This window comes from Oceanirhabdus sp. W0125-5 (assembly GCF_027938815.1).
Lineage (GTDB): Bacteria > Bacillota > Clostridia > Clostridiales > Clostridiaceae > Oceanirhabdus.
Map to the genome: position 1 here is coordinate 1228268 of NZ_CP115913.1, position 22327 is coordinate 1250594.

The following is a 22327-nucleotide window of genomic DNA, read 5'->3' on the forward strand; positions in this document are numbered from 1 at the left end:
TTAAAATTGAAGGTGGTATTATGAAAAAGATAGAAGTAGAAAGATTATATCTTATGTGGAGAAACTCCGAAGGGAAAACTTTTAAGATAGGAAGATTAAAAAAAATTAAAAACAGATTTTATTTTAAGTATTTCTTTGATATAGTTGAAAAAATCATTGATGAAGAAGATTTTGAGTTATTACCCAAATTACCTAGACATAATATTGAGTACTTCAGCGAAGAGCTATTTAGAAGTTTCATTGAAATGTTACCCAATAATAGAAGGTTAAAAGAGGGCGTAGATGAGATATCTGATTATGAAAGATTAAAAGATAATCTCAAAAATTTAAATAATAAGGAATTTTATTTTATTGATGAAAGCGAAGAAGCGATATAAAAGAAGTTGATAATGGACAACGGAAAACGGACAACGAAGGAGGTTTCTGCCCTAAACGGCAGAAACTACATCTTGTTGTTCTTTAGGACAAGATGTCCTTACTCATTTTATCTACGATAAAATATTGTATTTAAGATACAATGTTTTATTACAAATGAAACAAGTGAATTTCTATTGATTACGGAACAATAAGATTAAAATTTCACGTAAGTGAAATGTCATTCGTTGTCAACTGTCAACTGTCCACTGTCAACTACGATTTTACGAAAGCGGGGATGAAAATGGATAATAAACCAAGGGCTGTTGTATTGATGATTTTAAGTGCATTATCATTTGCTTTTATGGGTGCAATGGTTAAGCTGGCAGGAGATATACCTCTTGCAGAGAAAGTTTTATTTAGAAATATGGTGAGTCTGGCTATCGCATTCATAACATTGAAGAAGAGTAGTGCTTCTATGTTTGGGAAAAAAGAGAATCAGAAATATCTATTAGGAAGATCTATGTTAGGATTAAGTGGAGTTTTATTATATTTTTATGCTATTAATAATATAAATTTAGGTAATTCAGCAATTCTGAATAAGTTGTCTCCATTCTTTGTTACTGTGTTTGCGGCTCTATTCCTTAAAGAGAAGTTATCTAAGGTTCAGATACCTGCATTATTTGTGGTGTTTGTTGGTGCATTGTTTATAATACAACCTAAGATGAGTTTTGATATGATACCATCAATGGCAGGAGTAGGTTCTGCAATTTGTGCAGGTGGAGCATATACTCTTGTAAGGTATTTAAAGGATAGAGAGCAACCAGCTACAATAGTATTTTATTTCTCGTTGATATCAGTTTTAGGAATGATTCCTTTAACGGCTATGAATTTTGTTATTCCTAGTCCATCACAATGTGCATTTCTTGTAATGATAGGCGTATTTGCTGCGATGGGACAGTTTACATTAACTTATGCATATAAATTAGCACCTGCTTCAGAGGTGTCTATATTCAATTATTTTAGTGTAGTTTTCTCGGCAGTTATTGGATTTGTGATGTTTGAAGAGGTTATGGATGGAAAGAGTATATTAGGAGCGGTCTTAATTATAGGTACTGCATTTTTCTTGTATTTGTACAATAGAAAATATAGCACTAACTAAGTTTCATCTTAAGAGTTTCAGCAGAATGACAAAGGAACCCAACATTGCGTTGGGTTCCTTTGCGTAAATCTAAAATAAGATTTAGAGGGTAAAAATTATAAAGGGTACGGCTAAAACACGTAAGTGATTTAACCAGGGCATATATAATTAATAAATTTAATATATTGGAGGCTGATCTTTGTATAAGTCGATACTGTCATCTCTCATGTCAACCATATCTGTTGGTTTATGTTGAGTAGATGGGGAAGAATATCCCTCAGCCATTTCATTAGGGTCTTTGTTTATTACAGCATCGCTTATTTCTCTGTCTAATTCATAGAAAATATCTAATTCTTTTTTTTCTGGTAAATATGGTTCATTGTACATAAAATCACTCCATAATATAAATGATATATAATTATAGTTTCCTAAATAATAAAAATTATGTGATATAAAAATATTTAAGAGCATATGATTATTAAATAGATAAAATGGTCTTAAAATAAATTTTAAAGGGATGGAGGTTATTTTAAAAATATTCAAAAAAATCTGAAAATTTAAAAGGGATTTTAAGGAATTTATAGAAAATATATATAAAGAGATTAAAATCAATTTAAGAAGGTAGGGTGACAAAAATGGCGAAATATTATTATTGTCTAGATTGTTTAAGAATAAGTAGCAATGAAGAAAAATGTGAGAAATGCGAAAAGGATAACCTTAAGGTATTAAAAGTAGGGGCTCCTGTTAATGTTATTGGAACAAAACAGAAGGGCAAAGTATTCCAAATGAAAGATGATGTTGTTAAACTTATTGTTATTACTGAGACAAAAGAGAAAGTCATAAAGGAATTCAAACCGGATCAAATTAAAAAGTTATTATAAATCAAATATAAGGTATTATAACGTGTAAAGTCTTAATATTCTAATTGTTTTTATGAATATTAGGACTTTATTATATATAGAATAATATTCCAAATGGTTTTATTAATGCATACAATGTAGCTTCTGACCTAAGGTAGAAGCATCCATCATTCTCAATTCTCCATTCTCAATTTTCAATTTGCTTTTTTTTAGAATCCCCTTGATTATTTTAGTGATTGATTATATTATTTGAATATGCCATAGGGTAAGATTTTGAATATAATTAAGTGAGGACATTAAGATGAAGAATTTAGAATTTATTTATAAAAGACATAGTATAAGAAAATTTACAGAAGAAGAAGTTAAAGAAGAAGATCTAAAAGCTATTATGGAGGCTGCAATACAAGCCCCATCAGGAAAGCATAGACAGAACTGGCACTTTGTTATAGTTAAGAATAAGGAAAAGATAGAAGGAATAGCAAAACTAATAGAAGAGAAGAATAAGAAAATAGCTGATAAATTACCTGATAAAGAGTGGGCTGATGGATTTAAAAAATTCGTTAAATATGCAACTATATTTAGAACAGCACCAGTACTAGTTATTGTATATGCTGGAGATTATATTCCTACAGGCTTAAAAGAGTTCAAAGCAATAGGAGCATCACAGGAAGAAATTGATGCTCTAAATAAGGCGAACCCAGGCTTGCAGGGAGTAAGCGCAGCAATTGAGAATCTTATGATTTCAGCAGGAGAATTAGGGTATGGAACATGTTGGATGACTAGTCCTAATTATGCTGCTAAAGAGATAAGTGAATATGTTAATTTTAATAAAGAAGGATATTATTTGGCAGCATTGACGCCGCTTGGGGTACCAGCTACTGAAGGTAAGAGTCCGGAGAGAAAACCTTTAGAAGAAGTCATTACTGTAATTGAATAAGGAATGAGATAATGAAGAAAATAGGATTAAGAAATATTAAGACTGCATTGGCAGTTGTAATATCTGTTGTGATTTTAAGAATATTTAGTTCAGAAACTTACTTTTTTGCACCAATAGCAGCAATAATGACAATGCAGAATACAGTTTATAGTTCATTCAGGACTGGCCTGAACAGAATGATTGGAACAACCATTGGAGCAGTTATTGCAATAATTGCGGTTGAGTTATCAGTAAATGTTATGGTAAATAGTATTCTTATATTTGTGGGAATAATACTGGTGATATATTTATGCAATGTTTTAAATTTTAAGCAATCTGTAGGTATTGCATGCATAGTATTTTTAATGATAATACTTTATGCTGACAATATTGCACCAGTTGAATATGGGATTAGTAGATTATTAGAAACCTTTATGGGAATAATAATTGCTCTAGGAGTAAACTTTGTGGTATCTCCAAATGAATCTCAAAAGAAGATGTATGAGCACTATGATAAACTTAAGGAACAGATTGATGAGATATTTAAGAATATTATACTTAATGGAGATAACCCTAAATTATTCACACTAAGAGATGACATTTCTGAGTTTAAAGCTATTTTTAGCTCATATCAATTTGAACATATGGATGATAATGAATATGAAGAAGAACTTGATTTAATCAATAATAGAATTAAACTTCTTAGAGAGGCTAACGTACATCTTAAATTGTTATATGATATGAGAGCTAATTGTTGTCTTAGTACAGCTAATTATGCAAAGCTTAAGGAATCTGATTATGAGATTAATTTAAGGAAAAGTGCGGTACTTCCTATTGATGATCATGAGAATATAGTTTTTAACTTTCATGTGGATAAGATGATTAATTTAATAAAAAAACTATAACATAAAACACTGAGGACTAACACATGAATTAATTTCAAGTGTTAGTCCTCAGGCGTTGAAAAAGGCAAATTATAATTATTCAGAAGCACCATTCTCCATCTCTTCTTTAAAAGCGTCAGGATGTAATATTCTAGCTAATATTTCTATTCCATCGGTAATTCTAGGTCCTTGACGAGATATAACGGCGTCATCAATAATCATTAATTTTTTGTTTTTTACTGCTCTTAAATCCTTATATCCTTCTCGTTTTTCCACTTCATTAAAAATACTTTTAGGAGCTATTATGATATCAGGGTCACTTGCAATTAGTTTCTCTAAACTGTATTCCCATCCAGTAACATCATCAGCTGTATTTATAGCACCAGCAGCATTAAGCATTTGAGCGATATATGTATCTTTTCCAGCACTATAGCCAAAATCTGCTAAAAAATGTACTCGGGGTTTATTTGATTTCTTTACCTTTGAAGAAAGACTACTAATCTTTGTTTTCATTTCATTTATTAACTCTTCACTTTCTTTTTCTGTATTTAAAATATAACCAATCTTTTCTATTATAGTATAGGTACCTTCTATAGATTTATCTTCATTTAAAACCACATATGTTTGTTTTGAATCATCTAATTTAGATAATGTTTTTTCTGGAGTTAAAGACGACATTATTATAAGATCAGGTTTGAGTTCGAGTATTCTATCTACGTTAGGATTATTAAAATCACCTACACTTTCGATATTCATTACACTTTCAGGAAAATCACATAGGGCGGTGCGCCCAACTAAAAGAGTTTCTTTCCCAAGAGCACATATTATTTCGCTAATATTAGGTGCTAATGAGATTATTTTTTTAGGTTCATCTAAAATTGTAACTTTTCTATCTAATGAATCAACTATTCTTATAGGATACTTTTCCGCAGCTTTTCCTTTATCGTTCTTCTCCTTTTCGCTATTTGTATTATTAGATGAATTATTAGAATGTTTATTTTGCTCTTCTTTAATACATCCCAAGAATGAGAGGGTAAATATTAATAGAAGTGAAAATAGGATAGTTCTCTTTAAATTTTTCATAAGACCCTCCATTTTAATATGCCTCATAATTATGAAAATTGCTTATAGGCAAAGAACAAGTCATCGATGATCATATTAAAAAACTATGAAAACCTCATTGCTCTTTTTTTAAAATATAACCTATAAGCAGTATATTTGAGTGGTTAATACATAGTTATTATTTCATAAACAAGAAAAAATAATTCAAAAAAACTAAATTTTTTTCCTTAAAAACAGTAGTGTATAATAGTAAATAAAAAGATAACATACTTATCAATGGATGGTGTTTTAAATGAAGGAAAGTATTCTTATTTGTGACGATGATATAAATATTTTAGATGTATTGAGCTCCTATTTTGAAAAAGAGAATTTTGAAGTATATACTGCTAATAATGGACGAGATGGATTAATCATCTTTATGGAAAATAGACCTAGCATTGTTATCCTTGATCTTATGATGCCAGGTATGAGCGGCGAGGAGTTATGTGGTAAAATCAGAGGGATTTCTGATACTCCGATTATAATGTTAACTGCAAAAATAGAAGAGGATAACATACTTGAAGGATTTGAGCTTGGAGCAGATGACTACGTTACAAAACCATTTAGTCCTAGGCAGGTTGTCGCAAGGGTAAAAGCAATTTTAAAAAGAACTAAGAAAAATGAGAGTGACAATATATTATTAAGTTATGATGGAAATATAAGTTTAAATAAAGATTCAAAAACCTTAAATGTTAGAGGAGAAGAGAGAAGGGTTACATTAATTGAATATAAATTGCTCTGCAGTTTTTTGGAAAATCAAAATAAGGTGTACACAAGAGATGAATTAATGGACATTGCAATGGGGATTGAGGTAGATAGATATGATAGAGTTATTGATACACATATAAAGAATTTGAGAAAGAAGATTGAATGTGATAATAAACATCCCAAATATATTAGAACTGTACATGGTATTGGATATAAGTTTGGAGGGGAACTATGAAAATCTCAATAAAAAAATACTGGATATTTATTAATTCCATAATGATAATTGTTGCAATTTCTCTTACTGTAGTTATAAGTAATGCATATCTTAAATCAAGGTTTAAGGATTACATGAAAATGAACTCTAACAAGGAAATTAGAAACATTATTGAAGAAGTGAAAACTCAGTATGAAGGCAATGGTAATTGGAATAAAGATTATCTAAAAAGTATAGCATTAAGAGCCTTAAGTGATGGATATATTTTAACTATAAAACAGGATTGTGGCAAGGTTGTTTGGGATACAGAATCCTATGATGAGGGACAATGTAAAGTAATATTGGATGATATAGAGAGAGAAATGCAAGGGGTTTTTAAGGATAGGGATGCTTCATATAGAAAAGAGACCTTTAAGGTAAACATAGAGGGGAAAAATATTGGAATTGTTGAAATTGGACACATAGGAAATTTTAGTTATGGTGAGAATGAACTTTGGTTTTTTAAATCTCTTAATACAGCTTTATTTGGAATTGGAATTTTTCTTCTTTTAATACTTGGGATTATAGTATATTATCTTTCAGTGAAAATAAGTAATAGTATTAAAGAGGTGACAAATGCAGCAGAAAGAGTATCTGAAGGAGATTTTAATACACTGATAGCTACAGAAAGCAATATTATTGAGATAGAAACTCTCAGATATTCCATAAATAATATGGCATACTCATTAAAGGAACAGGGAGAAGTACAAAAGCGAATAACTGCTGATGCAGCACATGAATTAAGGTCACCATTAGCAACTCTTCAGAGTCATATTGAAGCTATGATTGATGGAGTATGGGAGCCAACAACTAATAGATTAGATGTATGTCATAAAGAGATTATTAGGCTAAAGAGATTAGTTGAGGATCTTTGGAAGTTGAGTAAATATGAGAGTGAAAATATAGTTATTAATAAAAAGAGTACGAATATAAGTGAACTAGTTAGAGATATAAAAAATGTGTATTCATTTAATCATGATAATAATGATGAATGGGATATAGAAGAAGATATTTATTCTTTTGTTGATAAAGATAAATTACATCAAGCAATAGTCAATATTGTGCAGAATGCATATAAATATGGAGCAGGTGCAGGAATTAAAATTTCACTTAAAAGAAAAGGTAGGTATTTTGAACTTTCAATAAAAGATCAGGGCCCAGGAATTGAAGAAGAGGATCTTCCATATATATTTGATAGATTTTACAGGGGAGATAAGACAAGGGAAAGGGGTAAAGGAGGAGCCGGTATAGGACTTACTATTGCTAAAAAGTGTGTGGAAGTGAATGATGGTGAGATTATTGTTAATTCAATAAAAAATAATGGAAGTAAGTTTATAATTAGAATCCCTATTAGATAAGTAATATTATCTAATAGGGATTTTACTTTCTTCATAAAAATCACAAATTTAATTTATATAATGTAATCAAAGGAGGAGTTTATATGAAGGATGTAAATATATTTTTAGCTTTTTCAGCAGGAGTATTATCATTTTTATCACCGTGTGCTCTTTCGTTGATGCCTGGTTATTTAGGGTATTTAATGGGTTTGAATAAGGATGAAGGAAAAGATATAAATAAAAAAAATATAATGGGAAAGGCGTTTTTATTTGTATTGGGATTCACATTAGTATTTATTCTTATGGGGTTAACCTTAACTTCTATTGGTAGATTTTTAGTATCAAATAAAAAGGTATTATCCCAGAGTGGAGGAGTACTTGTAATTATACTTGGTATACATACTATGGGAGTATTAAACTTAAAAATGTTTAAAAGAGAAAAAAGAGTTATTAATATAAATTTTAGAAAAAGGGAGTTTGGACCTTTTATATTAGGAGTTGCTTTTGCAGCTGGGTGGACTCCATGTATAAGTGCTATAAGTTCATCAATCGCTATTTATGCCAGTAATGCAGATACTTTCGGTAAAGGTGTAATTTTATTAATATTTTATTCAATAGGTTTAGCGGTACCATTTTTACTATCTGCACTACTACTAACAAGAGCACAGGAAAAATTTATTTTGATGAAAAAATACTCAAAGATCATTAGTATAGTTAGTGGAGTTTTATTAATTATAATGGGATTGTTGCTATTCTTTGATAAGTTTGAACAAATAAATAGTATTTTTTAAAAGGAGTTTAAAGATATGAATAAAAAGATTAAATACGGATTAATTAGTATAGTTGTTATTGGTGGATTATTTGTAATGAAGAAGGCTGTGGATGACTATAACATGAATAATGAACCTAAGAGTTATGAAGTACAGCTAGAGTCAAATGATAAAAAAGAAGAGAAGAAAGAAGAAAATAATATTGAAAAAAATCATAATGTGAATAAAGATAATATTGAGGAAGAGCGTAAACAAGAAGAAAAAAATGAAGAAGAGACAAATAAAGATCAAACTGCTGAGGAGAAGATTGAGTATAATCAGGATATAAACTTTACACTTAAAGATCTTGATGGAAATGAGGTTAGTATTAGCGATTTTCAAGGAAAGAAAGTATTCATAAATTTTTGGGCTACATGGTGCCCTAGCTGTAAAGTAGAGATGCCTGATATGCAGAAAATTTGGGAAGAGTTTGGAGAAGAGGTAGTAGTGGTGGCTGTGGATATTGGAGAATCAAAGGATACAGTACAGAAATACATTGATAAAGAGGGATATACATTTAAGGTATTATTAGATGTGGAAAAGGTCATTGGTCAAAAGTTTGGGATAACAGCTATTCCAACATCAATATTATTAGATGAGAATGGAAACTTAATATATGGCGTAAAAGGAGCAATGCCATATGAGAGTATGGTTAAATTTGTAAAAGGGGAGTTAAGGAAAAATAATTAGTAGTTAAGGAAAAGGTTATTAGTAGAGTTGTTTCAAATGATATAATAATTATTTGAAACAGCTTATTTAAAGTATTTCGTAAATTTTGGAAATATGTACCGAAATCCAGTGAAGATTAGTAAAAAATGGACGATAAATATATAGTATTAACTATATGGAGTGATTTATATGAAAAGGACTTATTTAACTAACAAAGACGGTTTTTGGTTTAGAATAAGTATAAAGTTTATAATATTATTTATCATATTTATAAGTATTCATATTATAAGTTTTGTAATAATTGAAAAGAGTGTATTTGAAAGAGAAATTAAAAATATAAAAAAATATGAGTATGATATTACTTCTACACAAAAGGAAATAATAGAAAATAAGATTCAAAATATTGTTCTTGAAATGAGATATATATCAAATAGAGGTAATAATCAGTGGGTTAAAATTAATGAAGGTTTATTTGATAATTTTATTGAAGATATAAAGAAAGTTTCAGAAAATGATAAGTCTAAAAAACATGTTGAGGTATATGATACAAATGGAGAATGTAAATTTGAGTTAAAGTATGAGGATAAAAAATTATGTGTAAAAGAAATTTTATTGGAGAATAAAAAATCAATTGAAGATATAGAAGGAGCTTTTAATAGTAATAAAGAAATTGTATTTTTAGAAACAAAAATTAAAGATGAATTAATTAATGGAAGAATTCAAGCAATATCACCAATAATTAGGTTTGGAAATGTGGCTGGTATATTAATTATTGAATATTCTCTTGAAGATATTGCTAATCAACTTAAGTTTTTTTTGGAAAATAACAAAGAGTATACATATGTATTTAAAAATAATGGAGAGGTTCTATTAAGAGATAATAAAGAAAAAGACATAATTTCAGAGAATAACACAGAAGAAATAAAAAAAGAGTGGGATAAAATATCGCAGTCTTTAAGTGGACAGATAGAAACAGCAAATGGTTTAATCACATATCAGACAATAAATCCTGTAGAATCAAATAATAATGAAATAATTGATGTGAATTTTAAGGATAAACAATGGAAGATAGTATCTTATATACCTTTAAACAAGAATAAAATTAACTTTTATTCTTTAGAAGGAGCAAAATATTTATTAAGTGAATATATTAAAACGCAGAAAATAAGTATATTTTTAATATGTTTAATATCAATACATATATTAGCTTATATGGTATTGAGAAAGATAAATCATATTAAAATAGAGGAAATGGCATCTTTGGATATTATGACAAGAACATTCAACAGAGCTAAGGGGATGGAATTACTACAATCACAATTAAAGAAATCAAGGCAATTACAAGAGTATCTTACTGTAGCATTTATAGATATAAATGGTTTAAAGGTGATTAACGATAATCTTGGACATGGTAGTGGAGATGAACTCATAGTAAATATGGTTAATATTATTAAAAAATTTATTACTGAAAGAGAATTTCTAATTAGACTTGGGGGAGACGAATTTTTATTAATCTTACCAGGGATAAATGAAAAAGAAGCTGAAGAAAGGTTTTCGGAAATAAATGAACATATTAAATATGAGAATGAACATAGCAATAAGGAATATAATATGAGTTTTAGCCATGGAATTTCAAGTTGCGATTTTAATAAAGATACAAATATATTTTATTTAATAAATGATGCTGATGAGAAGATGTATAAAAGAAAAGATCTAATGAAGAAGAACTTAAAAATATTAAAATAATTAAAATAAACTCAGCTACCAAAGAAAATTTGGTAGCTGAGTTTATTTTATATTAAATCTTTAGAAGGGATGAGGAGGATTAAATAATACATTGATTTCAAGAAAGTATTGTCGAACATATCTAAGAAATAATAGTGTTATAAAAATCATTCATCCCTAATATTATCGTTAAAGAAATAACAATAATATTATTATAGATTAAAATAGGGAAAATTAAAAGATAAATCAGTGAAAATATAGAACAAAATACCAATATTGAATATTGAGAAAAAGTTGACATGGTTGTACGTACAAGTTATAATTATATTAACATGTACGTACAGGTTTTGGGATAAGAGATTATTTTGGGAGGATGAGGATATGGGTAAATATGCAAATGATGCAAAAATGCTATTAAAGCATATCGGTGGTAAGGAAAACATATCAGCAGTATCACATTGTGCAACAAGAATGAGGTTTGTACTTAATGACACAAAGAAAGCAGACATTGAAAATATTGAAAAGATTGGTATTGTAAAAGGAACATTTACACAAGCAGGACAGTTCCAGGTTATAGTGGGAAATGAAGTTGCATCATTTTATAATGAATTTACAGCATTAGCAGGTGTAGAGGGTGTAAGTAAAGACACTGCTAAGAAACAAGCTAGACAAAATATGAGTTGGATACAAATAATGTTATCTCACTTAGCTGAAATATTTACACCAATTATACCAGCCATAGTTGTTGGAGGTCTTATATTAGGTTTTAGAAATATTATTGGTGATATTAAGATGTTTGAAGAGGGAACTAAAACCCTAACTCAAGTTTCTCAGTTTTGGGCAGGGGCACACCATTTTCTATGGTTAATAGGGGAAGCAATATTCTTCTTCTTACCTGTAGGGATAACATGGTCCATTACTAAAAAAATGGGGGCAACTCAGATACTAGGAATTGTATTAGGATTAACACTTGTTTCACCGCAATTACTTAATGCATATGCAGTAGCAGGTGGAGCGGTAGCACCAGTATGGGATTTCGGTTTTGTACAGATTAAGATGATTGGATATCAAGCACAGGTTATTCCAGCCATTCTTGCAGGATTTGTATTCGCTTGGCTTGAGTTAAAACTTAGAAAAGTGGTACCATCATATATTTCTATGATTGTAGTTCCATTCTGTGCACTTGTTCCAACTGTATTGTTAGCACATACAATACTAGGACCAGTGGGCTGGGCTATTGGAGCAAAAATATCAGCAGTTGTTTATGCAGGGCTTACTTCAACATTTAATTGGTTATTTGCATCAATATTTGGATTTGCATATGCGCCATTAGTAATAACAGGTTTGCATCACATGACAAATGCTATAGATCTTCAGTTAATGAGTGAGTTCGGAGGAACTAACCTATGGCCAATGATTGCACTTTCAAATATTGCACAAGGATCAGCTGTAATGGCAATTATTTTCTTAAATAGAAATAACGAAGAAGAGAAACAGGTTTCTATACCAGCTGCAATCTCATGTTACTTAGGGGTAACTGAGCCAGCTATGTTTGGTATAAACTTAAAATACGTGTATCCATTCCTAGCGGCAATGATTGGTTCTGCTTTAGCAGGAATAATATCTGTTGCTTCAGGAGTAATGGCTAACTCAATTGGAGTTGGTGGATTGCCAGGAATTTTATCAATACAACCACAATATATGGGAATGTTTGCAATATCAATGGCAGTTGCTATATTAATCCCATTTGGGTTAACAATTATATTTCATAAGAGAAAGATGTTCTCTAAAAAATAAATAATATAAACTTATAATGTTTTTATCTGAAGGAGGAGTAATCCTCCTTTTGAATTTTATGTTTTTAAATAAATAGTCTGAAAAAACTTATGGGAGAGTATATGAGGACTTTGAATAGAGGAGATGATATGATGGTAGATTTTAAAAAGAGTGTGGTTTATCAGATATATCCTAAATCTTTTTATGATTCAAATGGAGATGGATTTGGTGATTTAAAGGGTGTTACTGAGAAAATAGGATATTTAAAAGAGTTAGGAGTAGATTATATTTGGTTAACTCCTTTCTATATTTCTCCTCAGAAGGATAACGGATATGATGTTGAGGATTACTATAATATTGATCCAAGGTTTGGAACAATGAGTGATTTTGAAGAGTTAGTTAAGGTATCACAGGAGAATGGGATAAAGATTATGCTTGATATGGTATTTAACCATACATCAACTGAGCATGAATGGTTCAAGAAAGCTATGGATGGAGATAAAGAGTATCAGGATTTTTATATATTTAAAGAGCCTAAGGAAGGAAAAGAACCTACAAATTGGATATCAAAATTTGGAGGGAATGCATGGCAATACGTTGAGGAGTTTGATGCATATTATCTGCATCTTTTTGATGTAACTCAAGCAGATTTAAATTGGGAAAACAAGAAGGTAAGAGAAGAGATATATAAGATTGTTAACTTTTGGATTAACAAAGGAGTTCATGGATTCAGATTAGATGTAATAAATCTTATTTCTAAACCAGAGGAATATATGGATGATCATATAGGTGATGGGAGAAGATTCTATACAGATGGTCCCAAAATTCATGAGTATCTTAAGGAATTAAATAGAGAGACCTTTGGGAAACATAAGGATATTTTAACAGTTGGAGAAATGTCTTCAACTTCAATAGATAACTGCATAAAGTATTCAAACCCACAAGAGAAAGAGTTATCCATGGTATTTAGTTTTCACCATCTTAAGGTAGATTATAAGGATGGGGATAAGTGGACTAAAATGGAATTTGATTTCAGTGAGTTAAAGAAAATATTATCAACATGGCAAAAGGAGATGCATGAAGGGGGCGGATGGAATGCCTTGTTCTGGTGCAATCATGATCAGCCAAGGGTTGTGAGTAGATTTGGGAATGATGAAAAATATCATAAAGAATCTTCAAAGATGCTAGCAACAACTATTCATATGATGAAGGGAACGCCATATATATACCAAGGGGAAGAGATAGGCATGACCAATCCTAAATTCCAAAGTATTGAACAATATAATGACATAGAATCTGTAAATATGTTTAACGAGCTTAGGAATAAAGGAATGAATAAAGAAGAGATAATGGAAATCATTCAGATGAAATCTAGAGATAATTCAAGAACACCAGTCCAATGGAATGATGAAGCAAATAGTGGTTTCACAACGGGTACACCATGGCTAGGAGTAAGTGAAAATTATAAAACAATTAATGTTGAAAATGCCCTAAAGGATAAGGATTCTGTTTTTTATCACTATAAAAAACTTATAGAATTAAGAAAACAAAATGATATTATTGCTTATGGAAATTATAAATTATTACTAGATAATCACAATAAAGTATTCGCCTATGAGAGAGGATACAATGAGGAAAAATTAATTGTTATGAATAATTTCTATGGAGAAGATGTAGAGGTAGACTTTACTATAGGAGTAGAATATAGCGAATATAAAGTGGAGATTTTAATAAGTAATTACAATGATTCAAAAGTAAATATGAACAGTATTATATTAAGACCTTATGAATCTATAGTTTATCACCTTGTTAAAAAATAGGAGTAGTGTTAGAATTATTTTTGGGTGATATATTGTGAAAAGTAAATACTATGAAATATATAATGAAATCGCAACAGATATAAAGGAAAATAAAATAAAAGCAAATACAAAACTTAAATCTGAAAATCAGATGATGAATGATTACGGAGTTTCAAGAGATACAGTTAGAAAAGCTTTAAATTTACTAGCTCAAAATGGATATATTCAAAAGGTAAAAGGAAAAGGTTCTTTTGTTCTTGATGTGAATAAATTTGAATTCCCAGTATCGGGTTTAATAAGCTTCAAAGAGTTATCAGAGAAGATGAACTATGAGGTTGAAACAATACTGAATGAGTTTGAATTAATAGACCCCGATGATGAATTAATGAAACAGCTTGAAATTAGTGATAATAATAAGGTGTGGAAAGTTGTTAGAAGTAGAAAGATAGGAAAAGAGCGTATAATTCTTGATAAAGAATACTTTAATAGTCAATACATCAAGGAACTCAATAAGGAGATATGTGTAAAATCAATATATGAATATATTGAAGAAGTCCTTAAACTAAATATAAGTTATGCAAAAAAAGAATTCACTGTAGAGAAGGCAACAGAAGAAGATAGAAAATATCTTGATTTAGGAGATTATGATATGGTGGTTCAAGTTAAAAATCATGTGTATCTTGATGATACTACATTGTTCCAATACTCTGAATCAAGACACAGACCAGATAAATTTACATTTGTGGATTTTGCAAGAAGAAAAATAACACAATAAGCTTACACTCAACTATGTTGGGTGTTTTGTTGTTTTTAGCACTATTTTTTGACACTTAAAAGTGTAATTATTGACAGTTATAAATAAATACCTATAATGGTGAATATAGGGGTAAGTGAAGGGGTAATGAAGCTGAAAGGGGAGTAGAGAACAGTATGGCTGATGGAATTATAAAAGGAAAGAGATGGGAAATTACTCGTGCTCAGAGAGAATATATGGAAAAATATGATGAGCAGACATGCAAGAGTTACTACAGATTGAGAAGGAACAATGAGAAAATAAGAACTAGTAGAAAAGTTATTTCTGTAATTTTTGTAGTTAGTATCATTATAATTCTTTGTTATATAAAATTTGGCATAATGGGTGGAACGTTAATACCGAGTAGTGATAAGCTAGATATAGCTATTAATAAAGCTGTAAGTATGACAGGGATAAGTTGTGCAATATATTTAGGTGTACTATGTTATGGGATTCTAGTAACTAATATAAATAATAAAAAAATATTTAAAATAGCTCAGGAGTATGGAACTGTAGATGAAAATAAGTAATAATATCAGAGGGGTAGAGACTAATATGACTAATGGACTTATAAAAGGAAAGAGATGGGAGATAACTTATACTCAATTAGATTACATAGAAAAGTATGATAAGGAAACTTGGGAAAGATATTATAAACTGATACGGAAGAATGAGAAAATAAGAATTAGAAGAAAAGTAATATCTTTATTGTTTACAGCTAGTCTTTTAATAATATGTTATTGTGTAATGTCTGGTGTTATAACAATTTCTAATAGATTAGACTTAGTTCTTAATGTTATAAGTAAAATAGCAGTAATTAGTGTAATGTATTTTGGTGCATTATTTTATGGTTTTTTAATTACTAATATAAATAATAAAGAAATACTAGAAATAGCTCAGGAGTATGGAACTGTTAGTGAAAATAAGTAAAAATATATACATAAAAATAAACAGAAGCTTTTCCAGAGTGGCGACATTGAAAAGCTTCTGATAAAGCACATGTGATGCTACGAGTATATATCTCGCTTGTGCTTCATTAGTAGTATGTGCATAAGAATAGATAATATACACAATTATATAAAAAATATTAGTATAAAGTACACGAGAAGTTAATATTTCTTGTGTACTTTTCTATTTATCCATAACATAGTGTCGTATATTACTTGTTTTGAGGTAATAAGATATATAAAGAATTTAAATGGAGTGAGGAGAAAATGATCTACTATAATAATAAAGAATTTCATCTCACAACAGATAAAACTAGTTATATCATAAAGGTACTGCCTAGTGGGCATTTAAGTAATCTTCATTATGGCAGGAAGATAAAACATAGAAAGAACTTTGATTCACTTTACCAAAATTTTAATACTCCTGTTGGATTAGAAGTAAACTATAGCAGGGAAATTGAAAATTTTTCACTTAATACAACTAGATTGGAATTATCATCATACGGTAAGGGAGACTATAAGGAACCATCAATACATATGGAAATGGAGGATGGAACAAGAGTTAGTGATTTTCTATATCATTCACACAAGATTTTTGAAGGGAAATATGAGATAGAAGGATTACCTCATGTTTTTGAAAATACAGGTGAGAGGCATGAGAAAAATAAAGAAAAAATTAACTCATTGGAACTAACTATGTATGATAGGAGTATAGATGTATATGTTATCCTCCAATACTCAGTATTCTACTATAAGGATGTTATAACAAGAAGCTGCAGAATAGTTAATGGTAATAAAGGCAAATTAAAGATTCATAAGGTAATGAGTATGAATCTAGATTTTTTATATGAGGATTATGAGCTATTAACACTTGAGGGAAAGTGGATTAGAGAGAAACACATTCAGAAACAATCTCTCTTAAAAGGAATTTATTATATAGATTCAAAGCGAGGTGTTTCTGGAGCTGATCATAATCCGTTAATGTGCATAAAGACGAAAAATTGTGACGAATATGATGGAGAATGTTATGGCTTTGCACTTGTATATAGTGGTAATCACCAAGGTGTGGTAGAAATAAATCCTCATGAAATTATGCGACTTCAGATGGGGATAAACCCATTTGATTTTTGTTGGAATCTTGAAAAGGGAGACTACTTTCAAACACCAGAAGTTATCATGACCTTCTCATATGAAGGTATGAATAGAGTATCTAGGAATTTTCATAACGTAATAAATAATAATTTGATTCCACCTAAATGGCAATACAAGGAGAGAAGTATTATTTTCAACAGCTGGGAAGCTGTAGGGTTTGAGTTTAATGAGAAAAAGTTATTGAACCTTGCAAGAAATGCTAAGGAACTAGGCATGGAATTATTTGTTCTTGATGATGGGTGGTTTAGAGGGAGAAATGATGATACGAGCAGTCTTGGAGATTGGATAGTTGATGATAAAAAGCTTCCAGGAGGACTTAAACAATTATGTGACAGGATAAATAAAATAGGTTTAGATTTTGGTTTATGGGTTGAGCCAGAGATGATATCTGAGAACAGTGAACGTTTTAGAAAACATCCAGAATGGGCAGTAAAACTACCAAATAGAGAACCTTCATTAGGAAGAAATCAACTAATGCTTGATATGACAAACCCTGAGGTTAGGGAGTATTTGTATAAGACTTTAAAACGAGTGTTATCATCCTCAAACATTAAATATGTAAAATGGGATATGAACAGGAGTATAACAGATGTGTATTCCAATTATCTTGAAAGTTGGAGACAGATGGAATTCCATCATAGGTATGTTCTTGGGGTGTACGAGCTTATGAGAAGAATAACCACAGAATTTTCGCATATACTTTTTGAGAGTTGTGCAAGTGGTGGAAATAGGTATGATTTAGGGATGCTTTACTATATGCCTCAGACCTGGGCAAGTGATAATACAGATGCAGGTGAGAGGATGAATATACAGTATGGATCATCGATGTTGTATCCTCAGAGTACACTAGGTGCTCATGTTGGATCAAATCCATCCATTCAGACATTGAGAAATAACTCTATAGAGAGTAGATTTAATGTGGCTTCATTTGGAGTTCTTGGATATGAACTTGATATAACCAAGTTATCAAACTATGAGAGAAAAGTAATTAAAAAGCAGATTGAATTTTATAAGAAACATAGAAAACTATTTCAGTTTGGTGAATTTTATAGAATTAAATCACCATTTGAATCTAATCAATCTATTTGTATGGTTGTATCAGAAGATAAGAGTGATGGAATAATTGGCTATTATCAGAAGATACAGGAGAGTAATATGAATCTTGAATCCATAAAGCTCAAAGGATTAAAAGAAGATAGTCTATATTGTCTGTATACTAGAGAACAATTTATGAATATTGAACAGTTCGGTGAACTTATAAATGACTATGTACCATTTGAGGTGAGTACCAACGGTTTGAAGGGGATAGTTCATAAGATTGTAAGTGATAACTATTTATTTAAAGGAGAAAATCAAAGAATTCAAGCATATGGTGATGAGTTAATGTATGCAGGATTTAAACCGTACCCACAATTTAATGGTGGAGGGTACAATGAGAAGGTTAGATATATAGGGGATTTCGGCTCAAGAATATATTATATAAAAAGCAAATAGGATTGGTAGTGTCAAAAGTATATGATAATTGATAAGGGGGAAAATATATGTATTTCAATGATGATTTATATAGAGTTATATTAAAATACAAAGGAAAGTACAGGGGAAATTTAGAAGACTATTTAAAAAATGTGTATAGGGAAGTAGAAGAACTTGATGAATATATTAAGGATAATGAAAAAGAAGTTAATGTTTCAGATGAACTATTTCTAAGAATTTTAGAAGAGGGTTTTCGTGGGGATCGGTATTGTGGATGCAGTAAAGGGTTTGAAAAAGAACCTGTAAAAGATCATTATCCAAAGTGTAAATATAAAGGTTTCTGTGGAACTATTTGTGATGAGATAGCAGATGAGAAGGAAGAAAAAGCATATAAAAAAGTTAAACTTAAGAAAGGGGAGTATGGATTATATAAAGTAAAAAGAACTCTAGAGGAATTGATAGACACTACAAGTGAGTTGAGCAGCGCTGATAAACAAGATCCATTTACATTCTTAGAGAATATAATTATAAGCAATGAGGATTACATAGATGAATATAGTTCTGAACAAGTGGGTATGAGAGGAAGTAAGGATGACAAGAAAGTAGAATGGGTAGATTTTGTTATCTTACTTAAAGGTGGATGGAATTTTAAAAGGGGGAAGAAGGGGTATAATTTTGGAGTATATAAAATTATTACATATGTAATTGCTGCTCTTATTGTAATACCATATATGATGAATGATAAACTTATGTCTCCAATTAGAGTAATAAAATATTTTGGAATGATAGCTATTATATATTTAGTAGTATGCTATGTATCAAGATTAGTAACTTTAGTAGTACAAACTCAATTATCTCACAATTTTAAAGTAAGTAGGATAGAGTTAATAGTACATTTGATTATAATAATAATAGCATTTATTCTTTAAATAAATGCTATTATACTAGGAACATTTAGCCAGCTTGAAGCAGAAAATACAAAACCTGATATAGAGGAATTAATAAAAGAAGCCATTGGAGACAGAGAGATTCCAATTGTGAAAACTGATAAATTAGGACATCATGATGATGCTGGTTGTATTATAATTGGTAGGGAGATAGAGATTGAAAAATAGAAAATAATCTGAAAATTTATTTGACAATAAAATATTAAAATGATATTATTTAAAGAAATTACATAAAATTGCAGGCAATGAAAAGGAAGAGTAGCAGAGAACCCAGTGTACAGGGAGGATATGTCACCGATTGAGAGCAGATCCCATATGGCCTTGGAGATTCTAGTTCAACTATTAATTTATACATGTACAAAACACGTTGAACATTCGTGATTTTGATACAAGTATAAATCAAGTTTCACTATAGAATCTCTTATGTGAAAACTACCCTTGAGCCATGGCAGAGTACTAGATAGGAAATGTCATCGGATAATCCGTTAAATTATAAAATGAGTGAATGCATTCTAATAAAAGGATGTGTTAACTTGGGTGGAACCGCGAATATAACATTCGTCCCTTGTATGGGATGGATGTTTTTTTATTTTATATAAAAACCAGAAAAGGAGGTAACAATTGTGATGATCAAAGTAAAACTAAACAATGGAGCAGTGAAAGAAATTGAAAGAGGTGGCAATCTAACTACACTTGCTAAGAGCATTAGTGGAAGGTTGTATAAAGAAGCAGTTGCAGGAGAAGTCAATGGAAAGGTGGTTGGTCTCACAACTGAACTCCATGACAATGATGAGGTTAATATTTTAAAGTTTGAAGATGAAAAGGGTGCAGATGTATATAGACATACTGCTGCACATATCATGGCATATGCTATCAAGAGATTATATAAGGATGTTAAATTAGCTATAGGACCTTCAATAGAGAATGGATTTTACTATGATTTTGATCTAAGCCATAAACTTTCAGAGAATGATTTTAACAAGATAGAAGAAGAAATGAAGAAGATAATTAAAGAGGAGCATCCAATTGAGAAATTTGAACTTGAAAGAGGGAAAGCAATTAAACTAATGGAAGAAAAGGGTGAGAAATATAAAGTTGAACTCATTAATGACCTTCCAGAAGAAGCAATAATATCTTTCTACAAAATGGGGGATTTCGTTGACCTATGTGCAGGACCACATCTTCCAAATACAAAGATGGTTAAATCTATTAAGCTAATGAGTATTGCAGGAGCATATTGGAAAGGTGATGAAAAGAGGGAGATGTTAACTAGAATATATGCGACTGCATTTCCTAAACAATCAATGCTCCAGGATTATCTGGAGTTTTTAGAGGAAGCTAAGAGAAGAGATCACAGAAAGTTAGGGAAAGAACTAAAGCTATTTGCAATAATGGAAGAAGGACCAGGATTTCCATTTATGCTTCCAATGGGAATGATTTTAAAAAATAAGATTATAGATTTCTGGAAAGATATACATTCTAAATCGGGATATGTTGAGGTTGAAACTCCAATAATTCTAAATAGGCATTTATGGGAGACTTCAGGACATTGGGATCATTATAGAGAGAATATGTATGCACTAAAAATTGATGATGAAGATTATGCAATTAAACCAATGAGTTGTCCAGGTGGAATGCTTGTATATAAAAGTGAAGTTCATTCATATAGAGATTTTCCAATAAGAATGGCGGAACTTGGAAGAGTTCATAGGCATGAATTATCAGGAGCGCTTCATGGACTTATGAGAGTAAGGTCATTTGTACAGGATGATGCTCACATATTTATGTTACCAGAGCAGATAAAAGATGAAATAATAGGGGTAATTAGATTAATAGAAGAGATATATTCAGCATTTGGATTCCAATACAATATAAAGTTATCAACAAGACCTGAGGATTCAATAGGAAGTATAGAAGATTGGGATATGGCGGAGTGTGCTCTTAAAGAGGCGCTTGACCAGATAGGTAAGGAATATGTTATAAATGAAGGTGATGGAGCTTTCTACGGACCTAAAATAGATTTTGACCTTAAGGATTCATTAGGAAGGACTTGGCAATGTGGAACTATACAGCTTGATTTCCAATTACCACAAAGATTTGATTTGAATTATATTGGGAAAGATGGAGAAAAGCATAGACCAATAGTAATACACAGAGCTATATATGGAAGTATTGAGAGATTTATGGGTATATTAATTGAACACTTTGAAGGGAAATTCCCAGTATGGATATCACCTGTTCAAGTGAAAGTACTGCCAATATCAGAAAAGTATAAAGAGTACTGTGATAGCGTAGTAAGTAAGCTTAAAGAGAATGGTATTAGAGTAGAAATAGACAACAGAGCTGAGAAAATCGGATATAAAATAAGAGAAGCTAGGAATGAGAGAGTTCCATATATAATAATTGCTGGAGAAAAAGAATCAGAAGAGGGTGTCGTATCCTTAAGAAGTAGAGAGAATGGGGAGGAGGGAAGCGTGTCAATTAACAAGTTTATTGATAGAATCATTCAAGAGATAGAAGAAAAGAAATAGATGTATTTTATGATGGTATTATTGCAATTGGATTTTATTTTAAAATCTAATTGCAGTTTTTTTATTAATGAAATTTTATAATAGGATATAAGGTTTAAGGCCGGACAGGCCGTAGTCACTATACATTAAATAAATAAGTCACATATATCTCT

21 protein-coding genes are annotated in these 22327 nt (G+C 30.4%); 19 read left to right on the top strand and 2 right to left on the bottom strand.

Going from position 1 to position 22327, the window contains the following annotated elements; translation table 11 throughout:
• The first annotated feature begins 20 nt into the window (after window positions 1–20).
• Entirely contained in the window at window positions 21–377 is a 357-nt protein-coding gene (locus OW730_RS05945; RefSeq protein ID WP_271228152.1) for a hypothetical protein, read from the top strand.
• Window positions 378–658: 281 nt separating this feature from the next.
• Window positions 659–1516 carry a DMT family transporter gene (locus OW730_RS05950; protein ID WP_271228153.1) on the top strand — a complete coding sequence of 286 codons (858 nt, stop codon included), beginning with the start codon at window positions 659–661 and terminating at the stop codon, window positions 1514–1516.
• A gap of 156 nt (window positions 1517–1672) precedes the next feature.
• On the opposite strand, the gene OW730_RS05955 is transcribed toward OW730_RS05950, so the two are convergent.
• Window positions 1673–1882, bottom strand: a complete 210-nt coding sequence (locus OW730_RS05955; RefSeq protein WP_271228154.1) for a hypothetical protein — start codon at window positions 1880–1882, stop codon at window positions 1673–1675.
• A gap of 248 nt (window positions 1883–2130) precedes the next feature.
• On the opposite strand from OW730_RS05955, the gene OW730_RS05960 reads away from it, so the two are divergent.
• The 3 genes from OW730_RS05960 (at window position 2131) to OW730_RS05970 (ending at window position 4176) form a co-directional block, all read left to right on the top strand.
• Entirely contained in the window at window positions 2131–2376 is a 246-nt protein-coding gene (locus tag OW730_RS05960; protein WP_271228155.1) for a hypothetical protein, read from the top strand.
• Between the two features lie 280 nt (window positions 2377–2656).
• Window positions 2657–3292 carry a nitroreductase family protein gene (locus OW730_RS05965; protein ID WP_271228156.1) on the top strand — a complete coding sequence of 212 codons (636 nt, stop codon included), beginning with the start codon at window positions 2657–2659 and terminating at the stop codon, window positions 3290–3292.
• An 11-nt stretch (window positions 3293–3303) separates the two neighbouring features.
• Window positions 3304–4176: an FUSC family protein gene (locus OW730_RS05970; RefSeq protein WP_271228157.1), complete on the top strand. Its 873-nt coding sequence runs from the start codon at window positions 3304–3306 to the stop codon at window positions 4174–4176.
• Between the two features lie 75 nt (window positions 4177–4251).
• On the opposite strand, the gene OW730_RS05975 is transcribed toward OW730_RS05970, so the two are convergent.
• Window positions 4252–5238: an ABC transporter substrate-binding protein gene (locus OW730_RS05975; protein WP_271228158.1), complete on the bottom strand. Its 987-nt coding sequence runs from the start codon at window positions 5236–5238 to the stop codon at window positions 4252–4254.
• Between the two features lie 271 nt (window positions 5239–5509).
• On the opposite strand from OW730_RS05975, the gene OW730_RS05980 reads away from it, so the two are divergent.
• From OW730_RS05980 to thrS, 14 genes are all read left to right on the top strand, one after another.
• The gene (locus OW730_RS05980) at window positions 5510–6199 is read left to right on the top strand and encodes a response regulator transcription factor (protein WP_271228159.1); all 690 of its coding nucleotides are present in this window, start codon (window positions 5510–5512) and stop codon (window positions 6197–6199) included.
• Complete coding sequence (locus OW730_RS05985) at window positions 6196–7575, top strand: sensor histidine kinase (protein ID WP_271228160.1); 1380 nt, start codon at window positions 6196–6198, stop codon at window positions 7573–7575. The genes OW730_RS05980 and OW730_RS05985 overlap by 4 nt, the downstream gene beginning before the upstream one ends.
• Window positions 7576–7658: 83 nt before the next feature.
• Complete coding sequence (locus OW730_RS05990) at window positions 7659–8345, top strand: cytochrome c biogenesis CcdA family protein (RefSeq protein ID WP_271228161.1); 687 nt, start codon at window positions 7659–7661, stop codon at window positions 8343–8345.
• A gap of 15 nt (window positions 8346–8360) precedes the next feature.
• The gene (locus OW730_RS05995; RefSeq protein ID WP_271228162.1) at window positions 8361–9053 is read left to right on the top strand and encodes a TlpA family protein disulfide reductase; all 693 of its coding nucleotides are present in this window, start codon (window positions 8361–8363) and stop codon (window positions 9051–9053) included.
• A 168-nt stretch (window positions 9054–9221) separates the two neighbouring features.
• The gene (locus OW730_RS06000) at window positions 9222–10778 is read left to right on the top strand and encodes a GGDEF domain-containing protein (RefSeq protein WP_271228163.1); all 1557 of its coding nucleotides are present in this window, start codon (window positions 9222–9224) and stop codon (window positions 10776–10778) included.
• A 360-nt stretch (window positions 10779–11138) separates the two neighbouring features.
• Window positions 11139–12554, top strand: coding sequence for a PTS system trehalose-specific EIIBC component (gene treP / locus OW730_RS06005; protein ID WP_271228164.1), 1416 nt, complete (start codon window positions 11139–11141; stop codon window positions 12552–12554).
• 131 nt (window positions 12555–12685) lie between these two features.
• A complete protein-coding gene (gene treC, locus OW730_RS06010; RefSeq protein WP_271229522.1) occupies window positions 12686–14353 on the top strand; it encodes an alpha,alpha-phosphotrehalase in 1668 nt (555 codons plus the stop codon).
• 34 nt (window positions 14354–14387) lie between these two features.
• Complete coding sequence (gene treR / locus OW730_RS06015; protein ID WP_271228165.1) at window positions 14388–15107, top strand: trehalose operon repressor; 720 nt, start codon at window positions 14388–14390, stop codon at window positions 15105–15107.
• 155 nt (window positions 15108–15262) lie between these two features.
• Window positions 15263–15655, top strand: a complete 393-nt coding sequence (locus OW730_RS06020; protein WP_271228166.1) for a hypothetical protein — start codon at window positions 15263–15265, stop codon at window positions 15653–15655.
• A complete protein-coding gene (locus tag OW730_RS06025) occupies window positions 15642–16055 on the top strand; it encodes a hypothetical protein (RefSeq protein WP_271228167.1) in 414 nt (137 codons plus the stop codon). Before OW730_RS06020 ends, OW730_RS06025 begins: the two co-directional genes overlap by 14 nt.
• Before the next feature lie 284 nt (window positions 16056–16339).
• Window positions 16340–18718: an alpha-galactosidase gene (locus OW730_RS06030; RefSeq protein ID WP_271228168.1), complete on the top strand. Its 2379-nt coding sequence runs from the start codon at window positions 16340–16342 to the stop codon at window positions 18716–18718.
• Between the two features lie 47 nt (window positions 18719–18765).
• Window positions 18766–19626 (top strand): hypothetical protein, encoded by an 861-nt coding sequence (locus OW730_RS06035; RefSeq protein WP_271228169.1) that lies wholly within the window; start codon window positions 18766–18768, stop codon window positions 19624–19626.
• Between the two features lie 60 nt (window positions 19627–19686).
• Window positions 19687–19812: a hypothetical protein gene (locus OW730_RS26925; RefSeq protein WP_442945433.1), complete on the top strand. Its 126-nt coding sequence runs from the start codon at window positions 19687–19689 to the stop codon at window positions 19810–19812.
• A 458-nt stretch (window positions 19813–20270) separates the two neighbouring features.
• Complete coding sequence (gene thrS / locus OW730_RS06040) at window positions 20271–22175, top strand: threonine--tRNA ligase (protein ID WP_271229523.1); 1905 nt, start codon at window positions 20271–20273, stop codon at window positions 22173–22175.
• Window positions 22176–22327 lie beyond the last annotated feature (152 nt).